The sequence below is a fragment of the Arthrobacter sp. HMSC06H05 genome (assembly GCF_001807395.1).
Classification (GTDB): Bacteria; Actinomycetota; Actinomycetes; order Actinomycetales; family Micrococcaceae; genus Pseudoglutamicibacter; species Pseudoglutamicibacter albus.
This window is the reverse complement of sequence record NZ_KV788977.1, coordinates 183,008-200,528: the sequence shown is the minus strand read 5'-3', so window position 1 is coordinate 200,528 and position 17,521 is coordinate 183,008. Positions and strand designations below refer to the sequence as shown.

At 60.5% G+C, this 17,521-nt stretch carries 16 protein-coding genes; 13 read left to right on the top strand and 3 right to left on the bottom strand.

Features of this window, described 5'->3' with window-relative positions:
* Positions 1–292: 292 nt before the first annotated feature.
* Positions 293–592: a DUF4193 domain-containing protein gene (locus tag HMPREF3160_RS03470; protein ID WP_035754525.1), complete on the top strand. Its 300-nt coding sequence runs from the start codon at positions 293–295 to the stop codon at positions 590–592.
* A 129-nt stretch (positions 593–721) separates the two neighbouring features.
* Here HMPREF3160_RS03470 and HMPREF3160_RS03465 read toward each other — a convergent pair whose 3' ends face one another.
* Positions 722–1,297: a DUF3093 domain-containing protein gene (locus HMPREF3160_RS03465; RefSeq protein ID WP_083285384.1), complete on the bottom strand. Its 576-nt coding sequence runs from the start codon at positions 1,295–1,297 to the stop codon at positions 722–724.
* 156 nt (positions 1,298–1,453) lie between these two features.
* Here HMPREF3160_RS03465 and dut point away from each other — a divergent pair, with 156 nt between their 5' ends.
* From dut to HMPREF3160_RS03445, 4 genes are all read left to right on the top strand, one after another.
* Positions 1,454–1,933, top strand: a complete 480-nt coding sequence (gene dut, locus HMPREF3160_RS03460; RefSeq protein WP_052048229.1) for a dUTP diphosphatase — start codon at positions 1,454–1,456, stop codon at positions 1,931–1,933.
* A gap of 289 nt (positions 1,934–2,222) precedes the next feature.
* Positions 2,223–2,960 (top strand): DUF3710 domain-containing protein, encoded by a 738-nt coding sequence (locus tag HMPREF3160_RS03455; RefSeq protein ID WP_070490473.1) that lies wholly within the window; start codon positions 2,223–2,225, stop codon positions 2,958–2,960.
* Positions 2,961–2,962: 2 nt separating this feature from the next.
* The gene (locus HMPREF3160_RS03450) at positions 2,963–3,319 is read left to right on the top strand and encodes a single stranded DNA-binding domain-containing protein (protein ID WP_070490471.1); all 357 of its coding nucleotides are present in this window, start codon (positions 2,963–2,965) and stop codon (positions 3,317–3,319) included.
* 2 nt (positions 3,320–3,321) lie between these two features.
* Positions 3,322–4,263, top strand: coding sequence for a DUF3159 domain-containing protein (locus tag HMPREF3160_RS03445; RefSeq protein ID WP_070490469.1), 942 nt, complete (start codon positions 3,322–3,324; stop codon positions 4,261–4,263).
* Here HMPREF3160_RS03445 and HMPREF3160_RS03440 read toward each other — a convergent pair.
* Together HMPREF3160_RS03440 and HMPREF3160_RS03435 are read right to left on the bottom strand one after the other, a co-directional pair.
* Positions 4,242–4,934 carry a potassium channel family protein gene (locus tag HMPREF3160_RS03440; protein ID WP_035754532.1) on the bottom strand — a complete coding sequence of 231 codons (693 nt, stop codon included), beginning with the start codon at positions 4,932–4,934 and terminating at the stop codon, positions 4,242–4,244. The genes HMPREF3160_RS03445 and HMPREF3160_RS03440 overlap by 22 nt on opposite strands.
* On the bottom strand, positions 4,931–5,650 hold the full coding sequence (locus tag HMPREF3160_RS03435) for a potassium channel family protein (protein WP_052048230.1): 720 nt from the start codon (positions 5,648–5,650) through the stop codon (positions 4,931–4,933). The genes HMPREF3160_RS03440 and HMPREF3160_RS03435 overlap by 4 nt, the downstream gene beginning before the upstream one ends.
* Before the next feature lie 62 nt (positions 5,651–5,712).
* Between HMPREF3160_RS03435 and HMPREF3160_RS03430 the strand changes: the two genes are divergently transcribed.
* The 8 genes from HMPREF3160_RS03430 to ftsX all read left to right on the top strand — a co-directional run bounded on the left by HMPREF3160_RS03430 (position 5,713) and on the right by ftsX (position 17,451).
* Positions 5,713–7,740, top strand: coding sequence for an APC family permease (locus tag HMPREF3160_RS03430; protein WP_070507077.1), 2,028 nt, complete (start codon positions 5,713–5,715; stop codon positions 7,738–7,740).
* A complete protein-coding gene (locus HMPREF3160_RS03425; protein WP_070490466.1) occupies positions 7,737–9,233 on the top strand; it encodes a class I SAM-dependent RNA methyltransferase in 1,497 nt (498 codons plus the stop codon). The genes HMPREF3160_RS03430 and HMPREF3160_RS03425 overlap by 4 nt, the downstream gene beginning before the upstream one ends.
* A 155-nt stretch (positions 9,234–9,388) precedes the next feature.
* Positions 9,389–12,094, top strand: a complete 2,706-nt coding sequence (gene acnA / locus HMPREF3160_RS03420) for an aconitate hydratase AcnA (RefSeq protein ID WP_070490464.1) — start codon at positions 9,389–9,391, stop codon at positions 12,092–12,094.
* 293 nt (positions 12,095–12,387) lie between these two features.
* The gene (dxs, locus tag HMPREF3160_RS03415; RefSeq protein WP_035754537.1) at positions 12,388–14,388 is read left to right on the top strand and encodes a 1-deoxy-D-xylulose-5-phosphate synthase; all 2,001 of its coding nucleotides are present in this window, start codon (positions 12,388–12,390) and stop codon (positions 14,386–14,388) included.
* Positions 14,385–14,969: a DUF402 domain-containing protein gene (locus tag HMPREF3160_RS03410; RefSeq protein ID WP_052048232.1), complete on the top strand. Its 585-nt coding sequence runs from the start codon at positions 14,385–14,387 to the stop codon at positions 14,967–14,969. The genes dxs and HMPREF3160_RS03410 overlap by 4 nt, the downstream gene beginning before the upstream one ends.
* 16 nt (positions 14,970–14,985) lie before the next feature.
* On the top strand, positions 14,986–15,522 hold the full coding sequence (locus HMPREF3160_RS03405) for a hypothetical protein (protein ID WP_070507075.1): 537 nt from the start codon (positions 14,986–14,988) through the stop codon (positions 15,520–15,522).
* A 238-nt stretch (positions 15,523–15,760) separates the two neighbouring features.
* On the top strand, positions 15,761–16,522 hold the full coding sequence (gene ftsE, locus HMPREF3160_RS03400; RefSeq protein ID WP_035754651.1) for a cell division ATP-binding protein FtsE: 762 nt from the start codon (positions 15,761–15,763) through the stop codon (positions 16,520–16,522).
* Positions 16,519–17,451, top strand: coding sequence for a permease-like cell division protein FtsX (gene ftsX, locus HMPREF3160_RS03395; protein WP_035754542.1), 933 nt, complete (start codon positions 16,519–16,521; stop codon positions 17,449–17,451). Before ftsE ends, ftsX begins: the two co-directional genes overlap by 4 nt.
* Positions 17,452–17,521 lie beyond the last annotated feature (70 nt).

Genomic DNA, 17,521 nt, shown 5'->3' with positions numbered 1-17,521 from the left:
TGGCTTTGGGCTATGCCTTGCCACCATGAGTTGATGTTGTTGGGTGCGGGTGCCGGGCACAGCCTATTCTTGGCCTAGTCTTTCATGTCTGAGCTACAATGCGGCCATATTGCGTTGCGGCGCGCCGCTTTGTAGTCTGCAGGGGTGTCGTGTTTGACGCAGGTCTGAACGCAGGTGTTGCAAAGAGGCCTCGTAATGGTGTTAGATACGTGCGACATAGGTAATGCACATATTCTCTGCATATCGGCTCATATGTCCCTGCCAGAGACCCCTCCGAGAATAAAGGTGAGAAGTGGCCACTGATTACGATGCTCCTCGTAAGAACGACGAGGGCAACCGCGAAGACTCGATTGAAGAACTCAAAGGTCGCCGTAATGACAGTCAGTCGGCGGTAGTTGACGAGGATGAGACCGAAGCGGCGGAAGGGTTCGAACTTCCGGGTGCTGACCTCTCGGAAGAAGAACTCAACGTGACGGTTCTTCCTGCACAGTCTGATGAGTTCACATGCAACTCGTGCTTCTTGGTTCGTCACCGTTCCCAGATCGCTGAGGAAGAAGACGGCCTGCTGTACTGCAAGGATTGCGCGGGCTAGAACACTCAAGGTTTAACGTTTGTGGGGTGCACACCAAAATGTTGGTGTGCACCCCACAAACGTTAAGAACGCTACCGCTGCTGGGGCGTCCTCATCCTTAGATCTCTGGGTTCTTAGATCGCTGGGTTCTTAAATCTCAGGGGCGTCTTCTGCGGCCATCGCGCCGCCGAGCGCTTCGACGAGTTCTTCTGGGCGTTTGGTGGAGAACAGCCAGTACGGGGTCTGGTCGCGTTCGTCCGTGATCTCAACTTTCACCACTGGGTCAACCCAGCCGCGGAAGCTCATATACGCGAGCCCGTTGAGGCCTGGGCCTCGCTGATAGCGCGCTTTATAGCCGCGGTAGCCGGTGACTTCGCCGAGGTAGCGGCGCTCGATTGCGGCCCGGCCAACGCGCAAAACATCCTCGGTGACCACGGTTTTGGGGGTTGTGCTGATCATGAGTACGGCAGCGATGATGAATACGATCGCGGCGATCAGTGCAAGGAGGCCCATGTTGGTTGGGGCCAAGGTCAAGCCGATGGCTACCGCGAATGCAGCGGAGACGACCCACATCCACCACGGATAAGGCAGCTTCTCTTCAAAGAGGGGCTTACCTGCTGCGGACGGCGCGGCGCTAGGCGCGGTAGTGCTCGCGGCATCGTCGCGTGGCTCGGATGGGTCAGGCTGGGCCGGAACAGACTCGGACGTTGGATCAGGCTGGGACATGGTGCCATTCTATCGAGAGCCTTCGCGCCCTGTGTTGAGGCTCCTACCCTGGGGTTGAAGCTCCGGCGCTGGGCTGTGTTGAGGCCCCTGCGCTGGGCTCGAACGTCTAGACTGTCACTGGTTTGAGTGTGTCTTCGTAAGTTGCGGGGTGTTTTCGTGGATCAGGAACAAGTGGCTTCTGCCGGGGTGGACCGTCCGGTGGTCAAGGTCAAGCGTTTGGTCCCGTCTGCGTCTTTGCCTGCGTATGCGCATCATGACGATGCGGGAGCTGACATCGCGGCCGCAGAAACCGTCACGTTGCAGCCAGGTGAACGGGCTCTGGTTGCTACTGGAATCGCGATTGAGCTACCGGTTGGGTATGCGTGTTTTGTGCACCCGCGCTCAGGCCTTGCGCATAAGCATGGTGTGAGTATTGTGAACGCCCCAGGAACGATCGATGCGGGCTATCGCGGCGAGATCAAGGTCAACCTCATCAACCTTGATCCGCTCAAAGCTGTGACGCTGAACCCGGGTGACAGGATCGGTCAGTTGGTGATCCAGCAGGTCAGCCACGCGCGTTTTCTCGAAGCCGATGAGCTGGGGGAGTCCGAGCGAGGTTTCGGCGGGCACGGTAGCACCGGCGGGTTCACCGCCTAACCCGTCCTGCGGCTAGCCCGCCCCTTGGCGAGCTGACCCCATTGTCTCGCTCACCCCATTGACCAACTCAGCCCTTGACTAACTCACCTAGCGACTAGCTCACCCACAGCTTCGGTCTAGGCGGAATCCACTGAGAGTGAAAGCACATGAGTTCAGGCGTGATATTCCCGTGTTTGGGCTCATGACAGGACTAGACTCGAAAAAGAACCTGGCCAAGCCGATGATGCGGGCCTTGGCGTGGTGTTCGTGATCTCGTGATCGTGAGTGATCTGGAAGGACGTGTATTTCGATGGGTCTGTTTTCCCGCCGTAAGCGTAAGACGCAGGAAGCGGATGCCGCACCGGAGCAGACTATGGCTGCTGAACCGACTCCTAGCGTTCCTGAGGGTAAAACTGACCGGACTGACGGCCCTTTCGATATCTCCGAGCGCACTCCCACTGAAGCCTATATCGACCTCGGCTCGTTGAAGATCCCCGCGGTTGAGGGCATGAACCTCAACCTTGAGGTTGAAGAAACCTCGGGTGCTGTGGTCTCTGCTGCCGTTGAGTATGAAGACTCACGCGTACAGTTGCAGGCTTTCGCCGCATCGAAATCTGGGGGCCTGTGGGACGGTATTTCCTCTGAGATCGATGACGCGATCACCCAACAGGGCGGCCGTACGGACCGCCGCGACGGACGATTTGGCCCTGAACTTCTGGCACGCGTTGAAGCCACAGGACCGAACGGGGAGAGGGGCCACATGGTGGCTCGCTTTGTGGGCATCGACGGGCCGCGCTGGTTCTTGCGCGCCGTATTCGGCGGCCCTGCCGCGATCAACGATAAAGCAGCCCAAGAGCTCGAGGCGTTCCTGGCAGCAGTGATTGTGGATCGCGGCCAGGAACCGATGTCCCCAACCGAACTGTTGCCGTTGCGCGTCCCAGACGGATCAGAGAAGGCCGCTGAAGCCGCCCGATCCCGGCATGATGCGGAAACGAACAGGGATAACCACGACCCTCGTCGTGGTCCTGAGATCACACAGATCGGCTAAGCGTGCCCACAAGCCAGCGCCGGACGCCTCATCCGTGGCCTGAACGAGTCACTGGTGAGCAGATCCAGCTGACCGGATGGATCACGGCCACAACGCGCCCCGCGCCAGGCCACGCGGCGAGCTTCGAAGCGGTCGTGGTTCCTGAGCAACCTCGGCCGGGGCAGCGGCTCCCAGTAGCCAGCGCCGGCGAGTTCGTCGTTCTGATCTGGCTTGGCCAGCAGCATGTTGCTGGCATCCACCCGGGGGCGACACTGAGATTCTCCGGGCCCGTGAGTCGGCGCGAAGGCCGCAACGTCATCTTCAATCCCCGGTATGAAGTCCTCGAGGCGGCTCCAGACCGGACAGACAAGGAAACCTAGGCATGCCTATCCCGACATCCCACAGCCCTGACCCGAACCGTAACGGATCCACGAATCCTCGACCGACTCGCCGTGAACTCAGAAACGCTGGGTTGCTGAACGCAGGGGCGGTCAACTCTAAAACAGGGAACGGGGCCGGGATGTCTGAACAACCCAAACAGTCTCCACAACCTGAGCAGCCTGCCCAGTCCGCACCGCCAACAGAGGGGCGTGAACGCAATCAGGCGGCGGCCACCGTCGCGGGTTCGCTTGGAAGCTCGATCAAACGCAAAGAGGACGGGAACATCGACCCGTTGGCCTCGATCGGTGGTATCCGCGGTTTCACGGAGTCGACGGTTCCGGGTTTCTTGTTCATGATGATTTTTGCGTTCACGCAGCAACTCGATATCGCGCTGATCGCATCCCTGGCGGCGGGATTAGTGTTTATCGTGGCTCGTTTGGTGACCCGCACGCAGGTCACGCCTGCGATCACGGGTCTGCTTGGGATCGTGTTGTGCTCCTTCTTCGCTAAAGCGGGAGGCAATGCGCGGGACTACTATGTGCCCGGGTTCATCACGAACATCGTCTCGTCCCTCGTGCTCGGTATTTCAGCGTTAGTGCGCTGGCCGTTGGTGGGTGTGGTTTTCGGTTTCCTGCATGGTGAAGACCTCGAATGGCGCAAGAGCCGTGCCCGCATGCGGGTGTATCAGACGGCCAACCTTCTGGTCTTAGGCCTCTTTGTGTTCCGGCTCGCCGTCCAGGTGCCTCTGTATCTCACGGACCAGGTCAACGCGCTCGGCGCGGCACGGCTCGTGATGGGCGTGCCTCTCTATGTTGGTGTGCTCGTGTTGGCGTGGTTCATCACCCGCCCACGCATCGTCGAGACTGCCGGTAACGACCCCAGAAGCACGTGCGCCGACACCGGTAATGCGCTGATGCGGCATCAGGCGAGGGATTCGGCTTGATCCCAGCCTTCCCGTAGCAGTTTCCGCAGTTCCTTCTCCGCAGCGGGTGCGGCGAGGAAGATGACTTCATCGCCGGCCTCTAACGTGTCGTCGGCGGTGGGCGCCATTGGTGCGTCATCGCGTAGCAAAGCCACCGGGACCGTGCGCAACGGCCACGGGACTTCAGCGAAACGTAGCCCTACCATCGGCGAATCCGCGGGAACGGTGAACGCGACGATGTCCGCGGAATCCGAACGCAACGACATGAGCCGCACGAGGTCTCCCTCTTCAACGGCTTCCTCAACCAACGCTGTCAATAGCCGCGGGGTCGAGACCGCGACATCCACACCCCACGCCTGGGTGAACATCCATTCGTTGCGGGGGTTGTTCACGCGCCCCACGGTGCGTAGAACACCGAATTCGGATTTTGCGAGCAGTGACACCACGAGGTTCGCTTTGTCGTCGCCGGTTGCGGACACGACCACGTCGGCGTTTTCGGGGCGGGCGCGGCGCAGTGTGGAAAGCTCGCACGCGTCCCCGATGAGCCATTCAACCCCATCGAGGGCCCCAGATGTCACGGCTTCGCGGTTAGCGGGGTCCTCGTCGATGATGCACACCTGATGCTTACGGCCCAAAAGTTCTGAGGCGATCGACTGGCCCACCGAACCTCCGCCGGCGATGATGACTCTCATTGCTCCACCTCATCCGTGACGTCTTCAGTGAGTTCTTCTGCAAGTTTCGCAGCCCGCTGCGGTGTTTCTGACAAAATCCGGTCTACATCATCGGCTGCATCCACCCGCATCATCGCGTGTAGCGTGTCAGTTTCTTGGAACAGCATCCCCGTGTTCGGGATGATGCTTTCCCCGAAGCGGGTGATGTAGGCGATGCGCACACCGGTGAGTTCCTCGATGCGGGCTAGCGGCTGCCCACGCCACGCGGGTGCGACGTTGAGTTCGCGCAGCATCACGGTGCCGGTCGAATCGCGGTAGTCACCGTAGAGGGTGTGGGCGGGCAGGATGCGACGCAGCACTTGGTCGGCGCTCCACCGAACGCTTGCGACTGTGGGGATGCCGAGGCGTTGGAACACTTCAGCACGCCCCGGATCATAGATGCGGGCAACCACGTGGGGGACGTTGAACTCTTCGCGTGCCACACGCGTTGCGAGCATGTTCGAGTTATCCCCGGAGGAGACCGCCGCAAACGCGTACGCTTCAGCCACCCGGGCCTCTTTCAACACCTCCAGGTCAAACCCGACGCCTGTCACGCGTTGGCCGTTGAAACCGGCGGGAAGCCTGCGGAATGCGTTGGGGTCCTTGTCGATCACAGCCACGGAATGACCGCCGTCTTCAAGCGAGTGGGCCAGCAGGGCGCCCACGCGCCCGCACCCCATGATGACAAAGTGAGCCATGTTTGATGCGCCTCGTTTCTTGACTGATCTCAGTGTGCCACGTTCGGGGCTAGTCTGGATGGGTGACGTTTTTTGATGCGGTGAAACGCGCCTTTGTGGGTACGGCGGTCGCCACGGGTAAGAGCCCTGAGGCCCGCCTTGCCCCTAAGGATGCTGTGCCCGCGCTCTCCACGAATGCGATCTCGTCGTTGGCGTACGCCCCTGATGAGATTCTTTTCACATTGGCAGTCGGTGGCGTTGCGGCGGTCGCGTTCGCGCCGTGGGTGGGTGTTGCGGTCGCATTGGTGACGCTGATCCTGGTTGCCGCGTATCGGATGACGGTGCGGCGTGCCCCAGGCCAGGGCGACTACCAGATTGCGCGTTCCGAGCTCGGGATGCGTGCTGGTGCGTCAGTGGGTGCCGCGCTGCTCCTTGACTTGACGCTCACAGTCGCGGTTTCGATGGCTGTCGCCGCGAGCTATATCGTGATCGCTTTTCCCTCGCTTGAGCCGGCACAGCTGTGGATCGCGTTGGGTGGCGTCGTGCTGTTGACGCTTCTGAGCCTGCGCGGGCTGACGCGGGCGGTGCGCATCCGCATCGTGAGCGTGTATGTGTTCCTCACGATGCTCGTGCTGATTCTGGTGGCCGGCACCGTCATGGTCATGGTCACTGGGCAACTACAACCTTTCGAGAGCGCGTCCACGACGGGCGGGCAGGCCCGGGTGCCTGCCCCGGCTGAGGGCTGGGCCGCGGTGATCCTGGTGCTGCGGGCGTTCTCTACCGGCTCGGCCGCCGTGACCGGCCTGGAAACACCCGTGACGAATGCGTCATCGATCCGTTCCCCACGCGCTAAGACCGCCGGGCGCACGCTCATGTTCATCGGCATCGTCTCCGCCCTCGGGATGGTGGGGATTCTCCTGTTGGCTCACGCCTCGGGGCTCGCGCCTGCCGCAAGCGGGTTGACTGGTTCCGGAACGCAGGCGCAAAGAGCCGTCGAGCCAGGCACGTGGCCCACACCTGTCACGGTCCTGTTAGCGCAGTCGATCGTGGGGGCCCACTGGCCTGCGATCCTGGTTGCGTTGGTGACAGTCGTGATCCTGCTCGGGGCGGGGATGTCCGCGTTCGCGTCCTTCCCACGTCTTGCATATCAACTCGCCCAAGACGATTTGCTTCCACGCCAGATGCGCACCCGCGGCGAGCGCCTTGTGTTCTCTAACGGGATTTTGTTGCTGGGTGGTTTCGCGGGCATTTTGGTGGTCGCGTTCGGTTCGCGTGTGACTGATCTGATTCAGCTGTATGTTGTGGGTATTTTCATGGCGTTCGGGTTGGGTCAGTTGGGGCTTGCGAGGCGTGCGAATAAGCATCGCAGGCACGCGGTGCGCGCTACGCGGCGTAGGGATATTCGGCACATGCTTCTGGCCGGGTTCACATCGGCGTTGTCGTGTGTGGTGCTTGTCACGATTGTGGCGACCCGCCTGGCCTATGGTGCGTTCCTTGCTTTCCTACTGATTGCTATGGGGGCGGGGTTGATGCTTGCGATGCGCAGGCATTATTTGCGTGTTGATCGCAGGTTGAAGGCGCCGGCACATCAGGCGGCCGCTCGGCCGGATGAGCTTGCGTGTTCTGATGATGTTTTGCCGAGCCGTGTGCATGCGCTGGTCTTGGCATCGAATACCAACCGGCCTGTGCGTCGGGCGATCGCGTATGCCCGGGGGATGCGGCCGGCGCGGCTGGAATGCATCCTCGTAGACACCGAGCCTGAGCGGACCGCCCGGTTCATCGACAGCTGGGAGGAGGCATACCTTCCGGTCCCGCTGACGGTTCTTGCTTCTCCGTACCGCGATGTCGCGGGCCCGCTCGTGGATCACATCCGGCGGATCAGGGCAGAGAAGCCGCGGGAAATCGTTGCGGTGTTTGTTCCGGAGTACGTGGTTGAGCATGCGTGGGAACGGCTGGTACACAACCAGGTTGTTGCACGGTTGCATTCACATCTGCGGCTTGAACCGGGGATTGTGATCGCTACAGTCCCGTGGCAGATCGGGCTGGAACAAGATATCTCTGATTCAACTGCCGGTCAGGTCGGTGCCGCACAGGAAGGTTCACAAGCATGACTCATAATGACAATGAGCTGTCACATGCTGAGCTGTCACCGGTTGAGCTTGACCTGGTGCTGACGGGTATCGCCCACGGCGGTGAGTCCGTAGGGCGCGCTGATGATGGCCGCGTGGTGTTCGCCCGTTACGGGATTCCGGGGGAGCGGGTCACCGTGCGGGTCAGTAACCCGGACCCCGAGGCTCGCATGTGGCGCGGCGACGTCGTTGCAGTCCACGAGGCCTCCTCGCACCGTGTCCCACACGTGTGGCCGGCAGCCGACCCGCTCGGCCGCGGGACTACAGAAGCGGGCAGGGTCCAGGTCCCGGGCGGTGCGGACTTCGGGCACATCGACTTAGCTCATCAACGCGAGCTCAAAACCCGCATCGTGGCAGAACAGCTAGCGCGCATCGGCGGGATCGACGTCAACGAAACCGAATACAGCGGCGTGCTACCGCCACTGACCGACACCGCTGACGGGCTCGGCTGGCGCACCCGCATGGCCTATGCGATCGATGAACAAGGCCGCATCGCAATGCGCCAAGCCCGCAGCCACGCACTCATCCCAACCCCCACCATGCCGCTAGAACACCCGAAACTTGCGGCGCTGAAACTCGGCGAGGTTGATCTGACGGGGCTAGAGAAGATAGAGCTCGCCGTCTCCAACACCGACGAGCCACCCCTCATCCTCGCAGTACCCACACTCACCGAGACCGGGGAAGAAACCCGCGCAGCACGCTCAGCGATCAAACGGCTCAGCAACCACATCGCTAGCAACACCACCGCCAACCAAGACCACGATGCGCCAGCCGCCTCGATCGCTCTGCTCAACCAGGTTAGGGGAGCAGCCAGCGACGGCCGCGGCCGCGTCGAACGCATCACCGGCCGCACGTGGCTCACCCAAACCGCCAACGCTTACAGCTACCGGGTCACAGGCGAAGGGTTCTGGCAAATCCACAGCTCCGCGCCCGAAACCCTCATGCATGACGTCATGACCTATGCCCAAGCCCAACCTGGGCAACGCTGGCTCGACCTCTATGCAGGAGCAGGACTGTTCACCGCCGCGCTCGCCGACGCGATAGGGGAGCGCGGCGAGGTTATCTCGATCGAAGGCGCCCCAGGAACCCACAGGGACGCCAAACGCAACCTCAAGGACGCCCCACAAGCCCGCATCGTGCAAGACCGAGTAGAACGCGCCCTCGCACAGCTGGGCCACAACGGTGGCGGCGGAAGAAGCCGAGGCAGCGGAAGAAACCGACGCCACCGCAAGGCCGCTATCGACGGCATCGTGCTTGACCCGCCGCGGGCCGGGGCAGGCAAGTCAGCGATCAACCGGATGCTCGCGCTTGAGCCGGGTCGCATCGTCTATGTTGCATGCGATCCCGCGGCATTCGCGCGCGATGCACGCCAGCTGGTCCGCGGAGGCTACCGGATCGAATCCCTCACCGGCCGCGACCTCTACCCGCACACCCACCACATCGAAACCATCGCGCTCTTCACCCCAACCCCATAGCCACCCGGAAATGTGCCTGCCCCCACGCGGCTAGTTTGTGTCACAGAAACCAAACAGCCCGAGCGAAACGGTAGGCTTAGACATAACTGCGTTGAGCCGAACGGCGCCAACACCAGCGCCGCCGCTCATGACAGATCACTTGCGAGAGGAGATCCATGACAACCGTGGACAGCTTCGGCGCCAAGGACGTACTCAACGTCAAGGGCACCGAATACGAAATTTTTCGCCTGGATGCCGTAAAGGGCTCTGAGCGTCTTCCATTCAGCCTCAAGGTCCTGCTTGAGAACCTGCTGCGTACCGAAGACGGCGCGAACATCACCAAGGAGCACATCGAGGCCCTTGGCAACTGGGATCCAAAGGCACAGCCAAACACGGAGATCCAGTTCACCCCAGCCCGCGTCATCATGCAGGACTTCACCGGTGTCCCGTGCATCGTGGACCTGGCAACCATGCGTGAAGCCATCCAGGACCTGGGTGGGGACGCCAAGCGAGTCAACCCTCTCGCACCGGCAGAGCTGGTTATCGACCACTCCGTGCAGATCGACAAGTTCGGTAACGAAGCCGCGCTCGAGCGCAACATGGAGATCGAATACGAACGCAACGGCGAGCGCTACCAGTTCCTGCGCTGGGGCCAGACCGCGTTCGATGATTTCAAGGTTGTCCCTCCAGGCACCGGTATTGTCCACCAGGTCAACATCGAATACTTGGCACGCACCGTCATGACCCGTGAGGTTGACGGCGTTGTCCGCGCATACCCAGACACGTGTGTTGGTACTGACTCCCACACCACCATGGTCAACGGCCTGGGTGTTCTGGGTTGGGGCGTTGGCGGTATTGAGGCTGAGGCCGCGATGCTCGGCCAGCCGGTCTCGATGCTCATCCCACGCGTTGTTGGTTTCAAACTCTCGGGCGAGATCCCAGCTGGCGCGACCGCTACCGACGTGGTGCTCACCATCACCGAGATGCTGCGTAAGCACGGTGTTGTGGGTAAGTTCGTTGAGTTCTACGGCAAGGGTGTTTCCGCTGTTCCGCTGGCTAACCGCGCGACCATCGGTAACATGTCGCCAGAGTTCGGTTCGACCGCGGCGATGTTCCCGATCGACGAAGTCACCCTGGACTACCTCCGCCTGACCGGCCGCCCACAGGAGAACATCGACCTGGTTGAGGCTTATGCCAAGGAGCAGGGTCTGTGGCATGACCCAGAGAACGAGGCGGAGTACTCCGAGTACCTCGAACTTGACCTCTCGACCGTTGTTCCGTCCATCGCTGGCCCGAAGCGCCCACAGGACCGCATCGAGCTGACGAACGCGAAGGAGCAGTTCCGCAAGGACATCGAGAACTACTCCGATGGCCACGATCAGGCTGGCAAGGGCCGCCCATCGGCAGCAGTGGATGTGAAGATGGACGACGGCCGCGAGTTCACCCTCGACCACGGTTTCGTCTCGATCGCCTCGATCACGTCCTGCACCAACACCTCCAACCCATCCGTGATGCTCGCGGCAGCGCTGCTGGCACGCAACGCGGTAGAGAAGGGCCTGACCTCCAAGCCATGGGTCAAGACGTCCGTGGCTCCAGGCTCCAAGGTTGTCACCAACTACTACGAGAAGTCCGGCCTGATCCCGTACCTCGAGAAGCTCGGCTTCTTCGTGGTCGGCTACGGTTGCACGACCTGCATCGGTAACTCCGGCCCGCTCGAGGCAGAGATCTCCAAGGCTGTTCAGGACAACGACCTCACCGCGGTTTCGGTTCTTTCCGGTAACCGTAACTTCGAAGGCCGTATCAACCCTGACGTGAAGATGAACTACCTGGCGTCCCCGCCGCTGGTGATCGCTTACGCGTTGGCAGGCACCATGGACTTCGACTTTGAGAACGAAGCCCTGGGCCAGGACAAAGACGGCAACGACGTCTTCCTGAAGGACATCTGGCCTAACCCAACCGAGGTTGAGAAGGTCATCTCTGAGTCGATCGACTCGGACATGTTCAAGAAGGACTATGCATCCGTCTTCGACGGCGACGAGCGCTGGAAGTCCCTGGACACCCCTGAAGGCAACACCTTCGAGTGGGACGCAGAGTCCACCTATGTACGTAAGCCTCCTTACTTCGAAGGCATGGGCGAGAAGCCAGAGCCAGTTGAAGATATCGAGGGCGCACGCGTTCTGCTCAAGCTCGGTGATTCGGTCACGACCGACCACATTTCGCCTGCAGGTTCCTTCAAGTCTGACACCCCAGCCGGTAAGTACCTGCTGGAGAACGGTGTTGAACGTAAGGACTTCAACTCCTACGGTTCCCGCCGCGGTAACCACGAGGTCATGATTCGCGGTACGTTTGCGAACATTCGCCTGCGTAACCAGCTGCTGGATAACGTCGAAGGTGGCTTCACCCGCGACTTCACCCAGGCTGACGGCCCACAGTCCACCGTGTACGACGCGGCTATGAACTACAAGGAGCAGGGCACCCCGCTCGTTGTTCTGGCTGGCGCCGAATACGGTTCCGGTTCGTCCCGTGACTGGGCTGCGAAGGGTACCGCCCTTCTGGGTGTCAAGGCAGTCATCGCCGTCTCCTACGAGCGCATCCACCGCTCCAACCTGATCGGTATGGGTGTTCTGCCGCTTCAGTTCCCTGAAGGCGAGTCCGCTGAATCGTTGGGCCTCACCGGCACCGAGACCTTCGCAATCGAGGGCATCAGTGAGCTCAACAACGGCTCCACACCTAAGACCGTCAAGGTCACCGCTACCGGTGAAGACGGTAAGGAAACCACCTTCGATGCAGTGGTGCGCATCGACACCCCAGGTGAAGCTGACTACTACCGTAACGGCGGTATCCTGCAGTACGTTCTGCGCAACATCGCCGCCAACAAGTAACTCACTTGAGGGCACAACTGGCTGGCGTGGTGGCGAGCTAAAGCAAGTGCGCCCGCCACCATAGAGCCGGTACCGCTCATAGGTAGCGACGCTCATAGGTAGCGACGCATAGCAGTGGGATGGCCCAAGCTACGTGCTTGGGCCATCCCCGCGTTTAAGCGCTGTGTTCATTTGGCAGTCATATTCAAGCTACCGGCGGGCTAAACTAGTACGGATGCCTCTCAGCCGCGCCGCTTGCCTTGCCGGTTTTCGGCTTGCGGCAATTTAGACAACAGAAGTGGAGGACGAGCCGGGTGCCACACCTCAGCAGCATCACCTCGCCTGAAGATCTGCGAGCCTTGGATCGGGAAGAGCTGATTGATGTCGCGGAACAGATTCGGCAGTTCCTCATCACGCACGTAGCAAAAACCGGTGGACATCTAGGCCCTAACCTTGGCGTTGTCGAATTGACGATGGCGCTACACCGCGTTTTCGAGTCCCCGAAAGACACCCTCGTGTTCGATACGGGGCATCAAAGCTATGTCCATAAGTTGCTCACGGGCCGCCAGGATTTTGATCAGCTACGCCAAAAAGGTGGTTTGTCTGGCTATCCTTCGCGTGAGGAATCTGAGCACGATGTGGTGGAATCCTCCCACGCCTCAAGCTCGCTTTCGTGGGTTGATGGAATCTCCCGTGCCAGAGTACTGGCGGGTCAAGACGACCGCTGGACTGTGGGTGTGATTGGTGACGGTGCGTTGACTGGCGGTATGGCGTGGGAAGCGCTCAACAACATCGCAGGCGATGAGCACCGGAAGGCGATCATCGTGGTCAACGATAACGGCCGCTCGTATGCACCGACGGTGGGTGGGCTCGCTAAGACTATGGATGGCGTGACCGCTCAGGTGCGTAAGAAGATCGACCAGGTGCGGGTCTCACGCAAGTATGTGCAGACCATGCGGTTCTTGAAGGAGAAACTCAAGCACGGCAACGCGTTCCAGCGAGGAACCTATAAGTCTCTGCATGCGATCAAGGAGTCTTTCAAGGACTATTGGGCAGCGCAGCCGATGTTCGCTGACCTCGGTTTGAAGTACATTGGCCCGGTCGACGGGCACTCGATTGAGGATCTTGAAGACGCGTTGAAGGCCGCCCGGGCGTTCAACGGCCCGGTTCTGGTGCATGCGCTGACACAGAAGGGCCGCGGCTATGCACCGGCCCGTGAGGATGAGGCGGATCAGTTCCACACTGTCGGGGTGATCGACCCAGAGACGGGTCTTCCGGTCAAGAAGTCTGACGCGCAGAGCTTCACGGATGTGTTCGGCTCTGAGATGCTCGCGCTTGCTCGAGAGCGTGAGGACATCGTGGCGATCACTGCGGCGATGCTTCAGCCGGTTGGTTTGACCGCTATGAAGCAAGAGTTCCCTGAGCGGGTCATCGACGTAGGCATCGCCGAGCAGCACGCGATCGCTAGTGCCGCTGGCCTTGCGTTCGGTGGGGCGCATCCGGTGGTCGCGTTGTATTCGACGTTCATGAACCGGGCGTATGACCAGTTGCTGATGGATGTCGCTTTGCATCAGGCGGGTGTCACGATCACGCTGGATCGTTCGGGTGTCACGGGCCCTGATGGGGCGAGCCACCACGGCGTGTGGGATATGGCGTTGGTTCAGTCGATCCCGGGATTGCGGCTTGCCGCCCCGCGGGATGCTTCGAGTCTGCGTGAGCAGTTGCGGGAAGCGGTCGCGGTGCAGAACGCTCCGAGTGTGGTGCGTTTCGCTAAGGGTGCAGTGACTGAGGAGCTGACGCCGGTGCGCCGCACCGAAGACGGCGTGGATGTTTTGGTTGAGCCGGCTGAGGGCCAGCGCGATGTGCTGTTGGTTGGTATCGGTGCGTTGGCTCCCATGGCGGTCGAGGTCGCGCAACGGTTGCGTGAGCACGGGGTTGGCGCGACGGTGGTGGACCCGCGCTGGGTGCTTCCGTTCGCCCGTAGCATCGCCGACTTGGCGGCTGAGCATCGCTTGGTGGTCACGCTTGAGGACGGTATCCGAGCCGGTGGCGTGGGTTCACGCTACCGGCAAGAGATGCGCGCTGTGGGCGTGGATACTGGCTTGAACGAGGTGGGTGTGCCGGATCAGTTCTTGGCGCACGGAACCCGGGAGCAGATACTCGCCGACGCGGGTATCACGGTCGATGGCGTGGTGAACCAGGTCCTGGAATCCATGCGTGGCGAGCGGGTGCCTCGAGCACGCGAAGCCGACGCTGCGGAAGCTAGCACGGCGGAGGCTGAGGCTACCGCCGTGGACCGCGGGCGGCGCGAGTGAAGGCGGGCATCCCGGAAGGTTTAGCCCGCAACCCGGAAGACGTTGTTGTGGGCGAACCTATTGTGACGCGTGCGTGGAAATTCGATGGTTCCCCGCATTGGGTCACGTATGGAATGTGCTTAGGCCAGGATGAGCATGGTGTGTGGGTGTATCAGCCCCACGGGATTTTTGTGTCCAGGCCCGGGGTCGCGTTCTTCGCACACGAGGATGCCGTGGTTTTGGTTCCAAGCTCCGGTGAGTGGGTCGCGACCTTCTACCCGGGCGGGCATCGTCGTGGCTTGAAGCTGTATATCGATGTGTCCACGGGGATCGGATGGCGTCGCTTGAGTGATGGCGGCTGGGAAGTCAACTCGATTGACATGGATTTGGATGTCATCGACCGCACTACGACTGGCGTGTATCTTGATGACGAAGACGAGTTCGCCGAGCACCAGGTGAGCATGGGCTATCCGCGGCACTTGATTGCGGCGATGTCACGTGAGGCCTCCGGGCTCCTGGAGCAAGTGGGACAGAAGCTGGCTCCGTTTGATGGACGTGTTGAGGAACGGTTCTCGCAAGGGCGGGCCATGGTCAAGGCTTAGGGCAACGAGGAGAAGCATGCCGATCATTCGCGCTTATAACATTCCAGAGTCCGGACCGCAGCTGTTCCGTGAGGCCTGGTGGGATGAAGAAACAGGCCAGTTTGTGGTGAACGCAGGCAAGGTCGGTTTTGAATCGGACACCCCGATCGTTCAGGACAGTGTGGAGCCTGAAGAAGGAGAGCGGCTGCTGGCGGCGTTCGCGCAGCAGTGCGCCGAAGACGGTTACCGCGAAATCCCGGAGTCTGAGCAGTTCTATATTGTGGTGCGCTTCCCACTGAAAGCCGCGCAGCCGGGCGTGCGAGAGAAGACCCGTGGCGCACAGGTCGTTGACGCGTTGCGCGGGCATCTGGCATGGCGAGGCTTAGGCACGGTTGAAGAACCAGAATACGAAGGCCGGGAACAGTTGATTCGCGTGGTCACGACCGCGCCGAAGCCCGCGGTCAAGGCGATCGCGACGTGTGTGCGTGAGAATGCACGCCCCGACTTCAACAAGATGACGATGACCCAGGCGCCAGCCGCTGAACCCGGCAAGCAACGCACGGTGAACTTCTAGAGGCACGCTGAAGTTTTGGAAACGCGGTGAAGCTCTAACAGTGCAGTGAAGTTCTGACGGGTCACATCAAAGCTGTATTTCTGGTGTGAATGAGCTAGGTTCCAGCTCAACACGCCTGAGTGGGTCACAAAATGGTTACAGTTTGGATCTATGATTGAAACTCGGCGTGAGCTTCCCCGACCCATCGCCGGACCATGAGGGCCGTGCGCCGACGGCCGGTTCCGGTTGCGAGCCTTTAATGATTCGTTTTGACCATGTGACTAAGGTCTATGACGCGCCTGATAACCCGGCGTTGCGTGATGTCGATCTGGAGATCGATCGCGGCGATTTCGCGTTTCTGGTGGGCGCATCGGGTTCCGGTAAATCGACGTTTATCCGTTTGGTGATGCGTGAAGAGCGCACAACCCGCGGGTCTGTTCACGTTGCTGGTGTCAATGTTGATCGCCTCCCACAGTGGAAGGTGCCTAAGCTACGCCGCAATATTGGCGTGGTGTTCCAGGACTTCAGGCTGTTGCCGAATAAGACGGTGTTTCAGAATGTCGCGTTCGCGATGCAGGTGATTGGCCGTTCCCGCGCCATGATCCGCCAGACGGTCCCTGAGGTCTTGAAGATGGTGGGCCTTGATGGCAAGGGGAGCCGTCTGCCGCATGAGCTTTCGGGTGGTGAACAGCAGCGCGTGGCGATTGCACGCGCCGTGGTGAACCGCCCTGCGATCCTTCTGGCTGATGAGCCCACGGGTAACCTCGACCCGGAAACCAGCCGCGGCATCGTGGATATTTTGGACAAGATCAACCAGAACGGCACCACAGTGGTGATGGCTACCCACGATGACGAGATCGTCAACCGTATGCGTAAGCGCGTGATTGAGCTATCCAATGGGGAAGTGATCCGCGACGAGCACGGCGGCGTGTACCACGCGAAGGGCGATGACGTGCCCGCGATCCCGTCTCAAGCATCGCAGGCGTTCGCGCCGTTTGATTCTGAGGAGGACGAGCTGTGAGGTTGTCTTTCGTTCTCGGTGAGATTTTCTCTGGTCTTCGTCGCAACGTGACGATGATCGTCTCGGTTGTTCTGGTGACCTTGGTTTCGTTGACGTTTGTGGGGTCTGCGATTCTGTTGCAGTCCCAGGTCTCGAAGATGAAGGGCTACTGGTACGACAAAGTGCAGGTAGCGGTTTACCTGTGTAACTCCTCTTCCGATTCGCGTAACTGCGTGGTGGATGGCGATGGCAATGTTGCCTCGGTGACGGATGCTCAGAAGGAAAGCATCGAAGAGATCCTGAAGTCGCCGGACATGAAGCCGTATGTTGATGAGTTCTATTTCGAGTCTCAGGACGAGGCTCTCAAGCACTTCAGGGAGCAATACGACGGCACCGCGCTGGCAGAGAACGTGACAGCGGATCAGCTGCCGAGTTCGTACCGGATCAAGTTGACGGACCCTGAGAAGTACGAGGTCATCAACGAGAGGTTCTCCACGGTTGCCGGCGTGGATTCGGTTGCTGATCAACGCCAGATCCTTGAACGCGTGTTCTCTTTGATGAATGGGGCATCGATCGTGGCGATCGTGATTGCGATCGTGATGATCGTGACTGCGGTGCTGCTGATCGCTACAACCATTCGTCTCTCGGCCTTCACGCGCCGCCGTGAGACCGGGATTATGCGCCTGGTGGGTGCCTCGAAGACGCTGATTCAGTTGCCGTTTGTGCTTGAAGGCATGATCGCGGCAGCGCTCGGTGGCCTCTTGGCGTCGGGGGTTCTGTGGGCGGTTGTCCAGTTTGTGATCCAGGACCGGTTGGCCGTGGCTAATCCGACGATCGCGTTCATTGACGCCTCCGTGATGCTCTGGCTTGCGCCACTGTTGATTCTGATTGGTGTTGTATTGGCCGGCTTGAGTTCGCTCATAACGCTGCGCCGTTATTTGAAGGTCTAGTTCGGGTGCACGCAGAAACCATTTCTGTTGGCGCCGTTGCGTACAAGGTGAATGTCTTCTCCGAGTGGGG

What these genes read in the sequence shown, in the direction of transcription:
- HMPREF3160_RS03465 (WP_083285384.1), bottom strand. Translation starts at nt 1,297, where the DNA reads ATGTCCCAGCCTGATCCAACGTCCGAGTCTGTTCCGGCCCAGCCTGAC.
- HMPREF3160_RS03455 (WP_070490473.1), top strand. Translation starts at nt 2,223, where the DNA reads ATGGGTCTGTTTTCCCGCCGTAAGCGTAAGACGCAGGAAGCGGATGCC.
- HMPREF3160_RS03445 (WP_070490469.1), top strand. Translation starts at nt 3,322, where the DNA reads ATGCCTATCCCGACATCCCACAGCCCTGACCCGAACCGTAACGGATCC.
- HMPREF3160_RS03440 (WP_035754532.1), bottom strand. Translation starts at nt 4,934, where the DNA reads ATGAGAGTCATCATCGCCGGCGGAGGTTCGGTGGGCCAGTCGATCGCC.
- HMPREF3160_RS03435 (WP_052048230.1), bottom strand. Translation starts at nt 5,650, where the DNA reads ATGGCTCACTTTGTCATCATGGGGTGCGGGCGCGTGGGCGCCCTGCTG.
- HMPREF3160_RS03425 (WP_070490466.1), top strand. Translation starts at nt 7,737, where the DNA reads ATGACTCATAATGACAATGAGCTGTCACATGCTGAGCTGTCACCGGTT.
- acnA (WP_070490464.1), top strand. Translation starts at nt 9,389, where the DNA reads ATGACAACCGTGGACAGCTTCGGCGCCAAGGACGTACTCAACGTCAAG.
- HMPREF3160_RS03405 (WP_070507075.1), top strand. Translation starts at nt 14,986, where the DNA reads ATGCCGATCATTCGCGCTTATAACATTCCAGAGTCCGGACCGCAGCTG.
- ftsE (WP_035754651.1), top strand. Translation starts at nt 15,761, where the DNA reads ATGATTCGTTTTGACCATGTGACTAAGGTCTATGACGCGCCTGATAAC.